13 protein-coding genes and 1 tRNA gene are annotated in these 10,940 nt (G+C 70.6%); 10 read left to right on the forward strand and 4 right to left on the reverse strand.

What is annotated here, in order from left to right:
• Window positions 1–3: 3 nt before the first annotated feature.
• Window positions 4–1,533 carry a lipopolysaccharide biosynthesis protein gene (locus KGA66_RS15355; RefSeq protein WP_211468794.1) on the reverse strand — a complete coding sequence of 510 codons (1,530 nt, stop codon included), beginning with the start codon at window positions 1,531–1,533 and terminating at the stop codon, window positions 4–6.
• Between the two features lie 280 nt (window positions 1,534–1,813).
• Here KGA66_RS15355 and KGA66_RS15360 point away from each other — a divergent pair, with 280 nt between their 5' ends.
• Complete coding sequence (locus KGA66_RS15360) at window positions 1,814–2,572, forward strand: dienelactone hydrolase family protein (protein ID WP_211468795.1); 759 nt, start codon at window positions 1,814–1,816, stop codon at window positions 2,570–2,572.
• 9 nt (window positions 2,573–2,581) lie between these two features.
• A complete protein-coding gene (locus KGA66_RS15365) occupies window positions 2,582–2,842 on the forward strand; it encodes a DUF6295 family protein (protein WP_211468796.1) in 261 nt (86 codons plus the stop codon).
• Window positions 2,843–2,887: 45 nt separating this feature from the next.
• Here the strand turns inward: KGA66_RS15365 and KGA66_RS15370 are convergent, their stop codons facing one another.
• Together KGA66_RS15370 and KGA66_RS15375 are read right to left on the reverse strand one after the other, a co-directional pair.
• Window positions 2,888–3,673 carry a PH domain-containing protein gene (locus tag KGA66_RS15370; protein WP_211468797.1) on the reverse strand — a complete coding sequence of 262 codons (786 nt, stop codon included), beginning with the start codon at window positions 3,671–3,673 and terminating at the stop codon, window positions 2,888–2,890.
• Between the two features lie 6 nt (window positions 3,674–3,679).
• Window positions 3,680–3,850, reverse strand: coding sequence for a hypothetical protein (locus KGA66_RS15375; protein ID WP_211468798.1), 171 nt, complete (start codon window positions 3,848–3,850; stop codon window positions 3,680–3,682).
• Between the two features lie 387 nt (window positions 3,851–4,237).
• Here KGA66_RS15375 and KGA66_RS15380 point away from each other — a divergent pair, with 387 nt between their 5' ends.
• The 3 genes from KGA66_RS15380 to KGA66_RS15390 are packed head-to-tail and all read left to right on the forward strand — an operon-like array spanning window position 4,238 to window position 7,195.
• Window positions 4,238–5,506 carry an NAD(P) transhydrogenase subunit alpha gene (locus KGA66_RS15380; protein WP_211468799.1) on the forward strand — a complete coding sequence of 423 codons (1,269 nt, stop codon included), beginning with the start codon at window positions 4,238–4,240 and terminating at the stop codon, window positions 5,504–5,506.
• A 19-nt stretch (window positions 5,507–5,525) separates the two neighbouring features.
• Window positions 5,526–5,819 (forward strand): NAD(P) transhydrogenase subunit alpha part 2, encoded by a 294-nt coding sequence (locus KGA66_RS15385; RefSeq protein WP_211468811.1) that lies wholly within the window; start codon window positions 5,526–5,528, stop codon window positions 5,817–5,819.
• Complete coding sequence (locus KGA66_RS15390; protein ID WP_211468800.1) at window positions 5,816–7,195, forward strand: NAD(P)(+) transhydrogenase (Re/Si-specific) subunit beta; 1,380 nt, start codon at window positions 5,816–5,818, stop codon at window positions 7,193–7,195. The genes KGA66_RS15385 and KGA66_RS15390 overlap by 4 nt, the downstream gene beginning before the upstream one ends.
• A 49-nt stretch (window positions 7,196–7,244) precedes the next feature.
• Here KGA66_RS15390 and upp read toward each other — a convergent pair whose 3' ends face one another.
• Entirely contained in the window at window positions 7,245–7,883 is a 639-nt protein-coding gene (upp, locus tag KGA66_RS15395) for a uracil phosphoribosyltransferase (protein ID WP_211468801.1), read from the reverse strand.
• Window positions 7,884–7,986: 103 nt separating this feature from the next.
• Between upp and KGA66_RS15400 the strand changes: the two genes are divergently transcribed.
• The 5 genes from KGA66_RS15400 (at window position 7,987) to KGA66_RS15420 (ending at window position 10,388) form a co-directional block, all read left to right on the forward strand.
• On the forward strand, window positions 7,987–8,247 hold the full coding sequence (locus KGA66_RS15400) for a hypothetical protein (protein ID WP_211468802.1): 261 nt from the start codon (window positions 7,987–7,989) through the stop codon (window positions 8,245–8,247).
• 169 nt (window positions 8,248–8,416) lie between these two features.
• Window positions 8,417–8,980 (forward strand): tRNA adenosine deaminase-associated protein, encoded by a 564-nt coding sequence (locus KGA66_RS15405; RefSeq protein WP_211468803.1) that lies wholly within the window; start codon window positions 8,417–8,419, stop codon window positions 8,978–8,980.
• A gap of 66 nt (window positions 8,981–9,046) precedes the next feature.
• Window positions 9,047–9,625, forward strand: a complete 579-nt coding sequence (locus KGA66_RS15410; protein WP_211468804.1) for a tRNA adenosine deaminase-associated protein — start codon at window positions 9,047–9,049, stop codon at window positions 9,623–9,625.
• A 227-nt stretch (window positions 9,626–9,852) separates the two neighbouring features.
• Complete coding sequence (locus KGA66_RS15415) at window positions 9,853–10,293, forward strand: nucleoside deaminase (RefSeq protein WP_211468805.1); 441 nt, start codon at window positions 9,853–9,855, stop codon at window positions 10,291–10,293.
• Window positions 10,294–10,303: 10 nt separating this feature from the next.
• Window positions 10,304–10,388 (forward strand) — tRNA-Ser (locus KGA66_RS15420).
• The last annotated feature ends 552 nt before the right edge of the window (window positions 10,389–10,940 follow it).

The raw sequence follows: 10,940 nt of genomic DNA on the forward strand, positions 1-10,940 counted from the left end.
AGCTCAGCGCACGTTCGCCTGGTGGGCCGAGGACGGCGCCGGTTCGCCGCGCTCAGCCGCGGCAGGGCCCTTGTGCGTCGCCACCTCGTCGCGCCGCGCCGAGGCCGGCCGACCCCCGGTCACCCGCAGCACGTCCAGAGCCATCAGCGCCATCGTCGCCGCGGGGCCGGCGATGGACGCGACGGCGGCGGTGGTCAGCGGACCGAGCGGCACCGCGAACACCACGAACATCGTCACCACCCCGAGACACCACGCGAACAACACGGTCTGCTGCCGGTTCAGCGCGGTCAACGCGGACTGCAGGATGTTCGCCACCAGAAGGAAGAGCGTGCCGAGGGACAGTTCCATCAACAGCACGGCCGACAACCGCACCTTCGCGCCCATCACGGTGGTCAGCACCCACGGGCCGACCAACCCGCTCGCCACGATCCCCGCGATCCCGGCCGCGACGCAGATCGCCACCAGCGCGGCCGTCGTGCGGCGCACCTCGGCCATCCGCCCGAGCGCCGCCGCGGCCGTCAGCCTGGGCAGCAGCGGGGCCTGGAGCGGGAAGAGGATCAGCAGCCCGAGCCGGGTCAGCCCGACCGCCGAGGCGACCGAGATGGCCAGCTTCGAGTCGGTGGTGAGCCGGCCGGTGACCACGAGCGGCATCGCGTACATCAGCACCTGGCCGGCCAGGACACCGCCGGTGAGCCGGGCCAGCCGCGCCGCCGCCTGGTTCGCGGTCTCGGGCGCGGTGTCCAGCACGGTGTTGTCCAGAGCGCTGCCGTCCGGCGCGGCGTTGCCCGCAGACGCGTTTTCCGGCGCGGTGTCAACGACCGCCTGGGCCTGGACGGCCTCGGCCGGCGGGGCGTTCGCGGCGGCTGTCTCGGTCGCGCCGAGCGCATCAGCGTAGGGAATCGGCGCGCGCGCGACGAGTAGTCCGGACACCGCGGCCACCATCGGACCCAGCGCGAAAACCAGTCCCTGGGACCAGGTGGATCCGAGTGCGAGCGCCGCCAGCACGATGCTCGGCAACAGCCGCGCCAGGCCCTCGACCACCATCGTGATCGCGTAGGAGCGGAACTGCCGGCGCCCCGAGAGCACCCCGCGCACCAGAAAAGAGGCCCAGATCCCGGCCAGGCCGATCAGCAACTCGGCGAAAACGGCCCAGTCGCCGTACATCCAGTGGTGCGTGACGAACGGGCTCGCCGCACACACCAGCGCGAGCGTGCCGACACCGACCCAGGCCGCGTTGCGCACCTGGTGCCGGATCACCTGCGGCTCCGAGTGCCCGAGCGCCAGCGCCCGGCTCACGGCCCGGGTCATCTCCTGCTCGAAGGCCGCGAACATGCCGGTGCCGATCGCGGCGAGCAGGAAGTAAAGGCCCGGAAGCGGCGCGACCCGGATCGGCGGCATCGAGTGGTTCACGACGGCGATGAATCCGGATCCGGCGGCCGCGGACAACCCCAGCCCGGTCGCCAGCAGGACGACCGGCCGGTTCAGCAGGGACGCCAGGCGCGTTCCACGGCCCGGATCGGGTGCGGTATCCATGACCCAGGCATGGTAGCGCAGCGGAAGATCACGGCGGCCGGCACGCAAGTGCAGCCCCCGTGTGTATTCGAGGGCTGCAAGATCAACGTAGCGCGATCCGCACCGAAGTCCAGGCTCGGCAGGTATCGCTTGCATTGCGATCGCCGCGCGGGTGACCGTCGCGCGGCCCGCCGCGGTCCCGCGATCCTGTCGTTCTCGCGCGTATTCGCGCGACCCGTCCGTGCACCCGTCCGCGCACCCGTCCGTGCGGCACGCGGGCCCGGGGTGCAGGATATGCCGCATGAGCGAGAACGATGCATTCCTCTCCGCGACGGTAAGGATCACCGGGCACGGCGGAGCCGAGATCGAGGCCTATGCGGCCCTGCTCCAGGACGAGACCGCGCGCGGCGGGGTGGTGGTCATCCATCACCTGCCCGGGTATGACGAGGCGACGAAGGAGATCGTGCGGCGGTTCGGCCACCTCGGCTACAACGCGGTGATGCCGAACCTGTTCTGGCACGACGCGCCCGGCGCCGCCCCGGACGACGCGGCGGCGGCGGGCCGGGCCAAGGGCGGGGTGCCGGACGAGCGGCTGGTCGGCGACGTCGCCGGCGCGGCCGAGTATCTTCGTTCACTGCCGAACTCCAACGGCAAGGCCGGCGTCATCGGCTTCTGCTCCGGCGGGCGCCAGTCCGTCCTGGCCGCGTGCAGCCTGCCCCTGGACGCGGCGGTGGACTGCTACGGCGCCTTCGTCACCGGTGACCCGTCCACCATCCAGGGCCACCCGATGCGCCATGTCGCCCCGCTCTACGACAAGCTGCCCGACCTGCACTGCCCGCTGCTCGGGCTGTTCGGCGCGGACGACCAGCACCCGTCCGCGGCCGAGGTCGCGGAACTCGAGCAGATCCTGACCAAGCTCGGCAAACCCTTCGAGTTCCACAGCTACCCGGACGCCGGCCACGCCTTCTTCATGGTCGAGCGGCCCGCGTTCCGGCCCGCGGCGGCGAAGGACGGCTGGGAGCGCATCGGCTCGTTCTTCGGCAAGCACCTGAGCGCTTAGGGGGCGTCTATGTGCACTTACATCACCGCCAAGGTCGACACCGAGGGCAGCGGCAAAGGCGCCGAGGGCTGGTTTCCTCTGACGCAGACCACCGTCTACTTCGACCACCCCGTGCACGCGGCCGCCGAGCACACGCTCAACATCGACTTCCGCAACCCGGGCCGCGGCGCCGGCGCGCGCGTGGCGGTGGAGTTGACCGCGGAAACCGCGCGGGCGCTGGCGAAGGCGATCATGGAAACGCTCGACGCCGTCCCGCAGGACCTCACTTAGCGCCCGGCTGACATCGCCGGCCGCCGGCCGGATGCGGCGGGTACCTCACCCGTCCATCTGGCCGGTCAGCGAAACGTTGCCGTTGTGCGGGCTCACCTGCCCGCCGATCACGATGTTCTTCGGGTCCGGCTTCGGGCTGGCGAACAGCAGGTGCGAGATCTGCAGGTTCGTGTACTCCGGCCGCGGCACGTGGTTCATGATCTTCAGGGCCTGGTCCTGGCCCGCCGACTCCACGTCGAAAAGGCCGTAGCCCAGCGCGCGCCCGATCCCGGAGCGCCGGTAGGCCATGTCCGTCAGCCGCGAGACCGGCATCGAGCGCACCGTCGTGCTGATGATGCCCTCGATGACCACGATCCGCTTGTTGGTCAACACGAAGAAGCGGTCCGCCCACTCGCCGATCTGCAGCGCGGCCCAGCCGAGCACGACCAGCAGCACGATCAGCAGCATCCCGCCGACGCCGAAGAGCTTGTTCTGCACCAGCCAGGCGATCCCGTAGGCGAGCGCGCCGACGATCACCGCCGCCAGCAACTGCGCGCGCGCGTCGGCCTTGCGCAGCGCCATCGCCTTGCGGATGTCCCAGACCGTGGCGAGCGCCCACAGCACCCAAAGTCCCCACAGCAGCCAGGCCACGTTCAGTGCGCTGCCGGTCCTGACCGGCTGCGAGACGTTGACCGCGATCGTGACGAACACGCCGACGACGGCGAGCGCCACCGGCTGGATCAGCGAGGCCCAGTGGAAGCGGGTGTGGATCACGACCTTCTCGTCGGGGTCGAGGAACTTCCTTATGTGCCCCGGTGCCTGGCTGGACGCGATCGACGGGAACATGGTCATCGGCGGCTAGTGGACGTTGCTGTGGAAGCTGACGATGTTGCCGATCGAGTGGAAGAAGTTCGACACGAACACGAACACGTCCTTGACGAATCCGGCTGTGGTGTTCGGATCATGCACTATCCAGAACACGACGAACAGAACGAGGCCCCATTGGATGGCCGGCTTGGCCTTCGGCATGACGATCGCGACCCTTCCCCTCCGAACGCGACACCGACGCATCGACCTGACCGGCCCGCGTGGGTCAGACCGCTGACGACGGACCACGTGTAGCACGTAAGTCCCTGACCGGTACCAGCGTAGCCTGATCCGCTTCGCTCCGGCTGACTTCAATAGGGGTACCCGGCGCGGCGGGGGCCGGAAACCGGGACGGCGCAACGTGATCGGGGTCGCGGACCGTCCGGCTCCGGGCTCGCGGTGCTTCGGCAGTCGGTTCGCGCGCCCCGCGTGCGCCCCCGGGCGACCGCGCCGGACGCCCGGCGGCGCCGCGGTCAAGGACCGGACGCCGGTGATATTGGTGTCGCCGGTTACTTCCCCACGGTGCTACCGCCAGGTACGGTGCACGCCATGCGTATCGGAGTGCTGTCGGAAACCAGACCGGGCGAACGCCGGGTGGCGCTGCCGCCCGAGGCGGTGTCGGCGCTGTGCGCCGCACCGGACACGACGGTGACCGTCCAGTCTGGCGCGGGCCGCCATCTCTACGCCACCGACGACGACTACCGAGCCGCCGGCGCCGAGATCGTCGATTCGGCTCAGCAGCTCGCCTCCGGGTCGGACGTGCTCGCGGTGGTCAACCCGCCGGAACTGACGGTGATCGCCGCACTACCCGCCGGCGCGAGTCTGCTCGGTCTGCTCAATCCTTTCCAGGAAGCGCAGGCGATGCTCGCCGCCCGCGATCACGGCGTGACGGCATACGCACTCGAACTTGTACCCCGCATCTCCCGAGCGCAGAGCGTCGACGCGCTTTCGTCTCAGGCGCTTGTCGCCGGATATCGCGCCGCGCTGGTCGGCGCGCAACTGCTGCCGCGCTTCTTCCCTCTGTTCATGACCGCGGCAGGCACCATCCCGCCGGCCCGCGTGCTGGTGCTCGGCGCCGGGGTCGCGGGTCTTCAGGCCATCGCGACCGCGCGCCGGCTCGGCGCGGTGGTCAGCGGCTACGACGTGCGTTCCGCCGCCGCGGACGAGGTGCGCTCGCTCGGCGCCACCTTCGTCGAACTGCACCTGGAGACGCAGGAGGGCGCCGGCGGCTACGCCAAGAGCCAGAGCGCTGATTTCGCGGCGCGGCAGCACGCCGCGCTCGCGCCGTACGTCGCCGAGTCGGACGTGGTGATCACCACCGCCGCGATTCCCGGCCGCACCGCGCCGCTGCTGGTGACCGAGGAGATGGTCGCGGCGATGCGGCCCGGCTCCGTCGTGGTGGACCTGGCCGCGCAGAGCGGCGGCAACTGCGCGCTGTCCAAGCCCGGCGAGACCGGCGTCTTCAACGGCGTGTCCGTGTGGGGCGGGGCGGACGTGCCCTCACAGCTTCCGGTGCACGCGAGCAAGCTGTACGGAGCGAACATCTCGGCGTTCGTCGCGCTGCTGCGCGCCGGGGACATGCAGGACGAGATCCTGGCCGGCTCCCGGGTCACCGAGGGCGGCCGCTTCGTCCACGAAGCGGTACGCAACGCGCTCGCTCCCGGCGAACCGGAGCCCGAACCGGAGCCCGAACCGGAGCCCGAACCGGTGCCCGAGCCGGTGCCCGCATCCGATCAGAGCGAACCGGAGCCGGCGGCCCCAGCACCGGAGCAAGCGCAACAACCCGAGCAGTCAAACCAGTCCACTCAACCGGAGTAGGTGGCGCGTGGCGAACCAGATCGGTGGCATGGGTCTGCTGACCATCTTCGTGCTCGCGGTGTTCGTGGGCTTCGAGGTGGTCTCCAAGGTCTCCTCCACCCTGCACACACCCCTGATGTCCGGGGCGAACGCCATCCACGGCGTCGTCCTGGTAGGCGCCATCCTGATCACCGGTGTCTCGTCCGGCCCGGCGCAGATCACCCTCGGGCTGATCGCGATCGTGCTCGGCACGGTGAACATGGTCGGCGGTTTCGTGGTCACGGACCGGATGCTGCGGATGTTCTCCGCCCGGCGCGGCGAGGAGCGCAGATGAGCACCGGAGCGCAGTTCGGCTACCTGATCGCCGCGATCTGCTTCATCCTCGCGCTGAAGGGGCTGTCCGCGCCGAAGACCGCCCGCTACGGAAACTGGGCCGGGGCTGCGGGCGCGGTCATCGCGGTGGCCGTCACGCTCAGCGTCGGCCACCTCCAGCACCTCGGCCTGATCCTCGGCGCGGTCGCGGTCGGCGCGGTGATCGGCGTCCCGGCGGCCACCCGGGTCAAGATGACCGCGATGCCGCAGCTGGTGGCGATCTTCAACGGGGTCGGCGGCGGGGCGGCCGCGCTGGTCGCCCTGATCGAGTTCCTCACCGTGGCTTCGCAGTCCTCGAAGATCGCGATGGGCGACCAGGCGGCCACCGTGTTCACCGTCCTGGTGGGCTCGGTCTCCTTCGCCGGCTCCATGGTCACCTTCGCCAAGCTCCAGGAGCTGATGACCACCCGGCCCGTGGTGCTGCCCGCCGGCCGCTGGATCTCCGGGGCGGTCTTCGTCGCGGCCGTCGGCCTGGCCGTCGCCGGGCTGCCGGTGCGCTCGACCGGGCTGCTGGTCACGCTGCTGCTGGTCTCCCTCGGCCTCGGCGTGCTGTTCGTGCTTCCGGTCGGCGGCGCAGACGTGCCGATCGTCATCTCCCTGCTCAACGCGTTCACCGGCCTGACCGTCGCGGCCTCCGGCTATGTGCTGGGCAATACGCTGCTGATCGTCGCCGGCACCCTGGTCGGCGCGTCAGGCACGATCCTCACCCGGCTGATGGCCGCCGCGATGGGTCGCCCGTTGACCGGCATCCTGTTCGGCGCGTTCCGGGCGAGCGTCGCCGGCCCGGCCGCGGCGGCGCAGAACCGCCCGGTGCGCTCGGGCACCCCCGAGGACATCGCCATCCTGCTCGGCTACGCCCGCAAGGTGATCGTCGTCCCGGGTTACGGGCTCGCGGTCGCGCAGGGCCAGCACACCATCCGGGAACTGGCCGACCTGCTCACGGCGCGTGGGGTCAAGGTCGCGTACGGCATCCATCCGGTGGCCGGTCGCATGCCGGGTCATATGAACGTGCTGCTCGCCGAGGCGAACGTGCCCTACGAGTCGCTGCTGGAGATGGACGAGGCGAACATGGAGCTCTCCAGCGCGGACGTGGCCTTGGTCGTCGGCGCCAACGACGTGGTCAACCCGGCTGCGCGCACGAGCCCAGGCGCCCCGATCTACGGCATGCCGATCCTCAACGTCGACAGCGCCGCCGCCGTGGTGTTCTGTAAGCGCTCGCTGCGCCCGGGCTTCGCCGGCATCGAGAACGAACTGCTCTACGACCCCAAGACGACGCTGCTGTTCGGCGACGCCAAGGAGAGCCTGAGCAAGGTCGTCGCCGCCGTGAAGGCCCTGTGACCGCAAGCCCTGTGACCGCAAGCCCGGTGCCGCGCGCCGGGACCTCCGCTTAGACGACGCCGTACAGCCGGTCCCCGGCGTCCCCGAGACCCGGCACGATGTAGCCGTGCTCGTTGAGATGGTCGTCCACGGCGGCGGTCACGACCGTCACCGGGATCGGGTGTCCGGCCAGCTCCTGGTCGAGCTTCGCGATGCCCTCCGGCGCGGCGAGCAGGCAGATCGCGGTCACGTCCCGGGCTCCGCGCGCGGCCAGCAGCCGGATCGCCGCGATCAGCGTGCCGCCCGTCGCCAGCATCGGGTCCAGCACGTAGCACTGCCGGTCGGAGATGTCGTCCGGGAGCCGGGTCGCGTAGGTCGAGGCGACCAGGGTGCCCTCGTCGCGCACCATGCCGAGGAATCCGACCTCGGCGGTCGGCAGCAGCCGCACCATCCCATCGAGCATGCCGAGGCCGGCCCGCAGGATCGGCACCACCAGCGGTTTCGGCGCGGCCAGCCGTACACCGCGGGCCGGGGAGACCGGGGTCTGCACCTCCAGCGGCGAGACCCGTACGTCCCGAGTCGCCTCGTAGGCGAGCAGCGTCACCAACTCGTCCGAGAGCCGGCGGAACGTCGGGGAGTCGGTGTTGCGGTCGCGCAGCGCGGTCAGCTTGTGGGCGATCAGCGGATGCTCCGCGACGTGGATACGCATGGGCAGAGTCTATGCGGGCACGCGTTGCACGAACCGTTCGGCGTGCGCACACGTTGGCAGGCCGGATGAGCGGGTAGGACTGAACGGAAGGAAACGAGCGAACATGGACGAAGGGGGTTCGGCCATGACCGATCGCCGCCGCGCGGGGGACGATCCGCAGCCGGGCGTCCGGGCGGTGCCGGACGCCTCCGCCGCCGGTTCCGAAGATCCCGAGGACAGCGAGCCGGAGCGCGAGCGCAGGTTGCGACGCGCGCGCTTCCTCGCCGAACTGGCCGAGGCGCGCGAGCTGCGCAAGCGGGTCGCGCCGCGCCGTACCCGCGCGGCCGAACTGCACGAGCGGGTGCTCCGTACGTTTCGGTACTGATCCGCTCGGCTGATCCGCCGCGGCGATCCTGGCGGCCGCCCGGCGCGGCGCGCCGATCCGACCCTTCCAGCCGCTGCCGATGTGCGTCGCTTTCTGTCACGATGCGAGTGCGGGCATTGTCCGTGACGGATGCGAGTACGGCGCCGGTTCCTGAGGCGCTGTTCCTGGTATGCGACAGCTGGAGAGGACGGCCATGGCGCCGCAGGCGGACTACTTGGAGTTCGACGACTCGCTCGTCGACTTCGCCGTGGCCGCCTACCAGGAGGACGGGCACTGGGACGCGGTCGGGTTACCGCCGCACGTGGCCGAGTCCCTCGACGCTTTTCTCTCCGCCCTGCATCAGCAGGTCTCCGAGGGCCCCACCATCGGGCTGGTGGGCCTCGGGGACGAGTATTTCGTCGCGGCCAGGCCGGTCGGCGCGCGGGTGCTGCTGTTCCTGTCCGATGTGGCCGCGGCCGTGGACGACCGAATCGCGGGCGACGTGCTCGACCGGGTTGATCCCGGCGCCGACCCGCGGGAGTTGGCCGACGGGCCGATCGGCGACCAGGACATGTTCGCCGACCTCGGTCTCGACCCGCTGGAGCTGGCGTTCGTGTGCGAACGGCTGCAGCGGGAACCGGAGTTCGGGCTGGGCGAGGCGGTCGGCGGCATCGCATCCAGGCTCGGCTTCGGCGAGCAGTTCGCCCACGCCGCGCGGCGGGACGAACAGGCCGACCAGTGGCTGGATGGTTGAGTGGTGCATCGGCCGCGCGGACCGGTCTCCCGCGCGGCCCGAGATCGAGGGGAGAGTGTGCTCGCCGTGGCGTACTTCGCCGCACTGCTGGCGCGGTCAGCGGACCGATGGACGGCCCGGGACGCCGATCTGGACGAGATCGAGGACGTCGCCGGCCTGATGGAGCTCATGCGGGAGGTTCCCGAGGACTACGAGGGCGACGACGAACCGGACACCTCCGTGCTGCTGCTGGAGCAGGAGGACGTGTGGTTCGCCGTGGTTCGGCTCGACTCCGATGACGATCCGCGGTTGTTCGTCTCCGACGCGGCCGCGGTTTCCCGGTCGGCATACGCCGATCTGCTGTTGTCCGCCGACCTGCTCCCGCCCGGCGCGGACGGCCGCGACGAGGCGGGCGTCGGCGCGGTCGGCGAGCAGGAAGCGGACGAGGACGCGGAACCCGGCTCGGCCGACCTCGCCGTGGTGGAGACCGGCGAGCACCGGCCGTTGCATTCGGGGCCGGCCGGCGACGCCGATCTGCTCGCCGATTTCGGCGTGCGCGCGGCCACGCTGACGCGCCTGTGCCATCAAGGCGTGGTCCCGGCGGACGCGCTCGCGGACGTAGCGGCCGCCCTGGGCGCGGCCGAGGAACTCGAGGAGGTCCGCTGAGCTCGGATGCTCCACGCGCATCAAGCGCTCCGGAGGCGGGCCGTCCCGGCGCTCCCGGCGCTCCCGGAACTTCACGTGCTCGTGCTCCAGGCGCTCCGGGTGCTCCAGGTGTTCAAGGCGCCCCGGATGCAGGCGTGCGAGGTGCCCAAGGCGCGAGAGGTGCACCGGCGTCGACTGGCGCGCCGCCCCCGTTGCCGGCCTGGCTGCTGACTCGCTACGCCGCATGGATGCGTGAGGCGTTGGCCGAGGCTGAACAGGCCCCGCATACTGGCGACGTCCCGATTGGCGCCGTCGTCGTCGACGCGGAGGGCCAGATCGTCGGCCGAGGCCGCAACGTGCGTGAGGCGGAAGCCGACCCGGTCGGTCACGCGGAGGTCGTGGCGTTACGCGCCGCGGCGCGCGCGGCGGGCAGTTGGCGCTTGTCCGGCTGCACGCTCGTGGTCACTCTCGAACCCTGCGCGATGTGCGCCGGCGCGTCGGTCCTCGCGCGGGTCGACAGGATCGTCTTCGGCGCTTTCGACCCGAAGGCCGGAGCGGTCGGCTCGCTTTGGGATCTGCCGCGTGACTCAAGGCTCAACCACCGCCCGGAGGTCGTCCCCGGTGTGTTGTCCGCCGAGGCAGGCGCCCTGCTGGAGAAGTTTTTCGCATCTCACCGAGCGGTCGGGTAAGGTTCTCCCCGGTGACGTGTCCGAGCGGCCTAAGGAGAACGCCTCGAAAGCGTTTGTGGTGCAAGCCACCCGGGGTTCAAATCCCCGCGTCACCGCAGGTGAAGGGCGGTAGCCGAGCGATCGGCCACCGCCCTTCGGCATTCCCGTCCCGCTTCCCGTCTCAGTTGACCCGACTGGCGGCCTGGAAGCGACTTGAGCACTACGGTTGTCGGTCATGGCGGTTGCCGCACTGATCGTCTCGATCGTGACTGCTCTCGGCTGTCAGGAGCCGTGATGATCATCCTTGGAGGGCTCATGCAGGAGCTCCCACTGCTGGTGCGACGAAGGAACAGCTCGCGGCGCAGATCTGGGGGCCATACGTGTTCGCTCCTGGCGTGGGTAGAGCCCTTTCATGCTGCCCTCGGGTACGTAGCGGCGGGGGAAGGCGATTCACTCGTCGTGCAGTTCGAACAAGACGGCGGCGACCAGCCGCAGGAGCGCGTCGTCGTTGGGGAAGACCCTGGACGACGTCGATGCGGCGTTTGACCTCGCGGTTGACCCGTTCTAGCCCCCATCCTCCGCACATAGCGGTATCGGTTGAATGCGCTGGTGTAGGCCGTGACGGTGTGCGGTGGCGGTGTTGTTCGGGCATGTTGATGACTCCGCCC

This window comes from Actinocrinis puniceicyclus, assembly GCF_018283645.1.
Taxonomy (GTDB): Bacteria; Actinomycetota; Actinomycetes; order Streptomycetales; family Catenulisporaceae; genus Actinocrinis; species Actinocrinis puniceicyclus.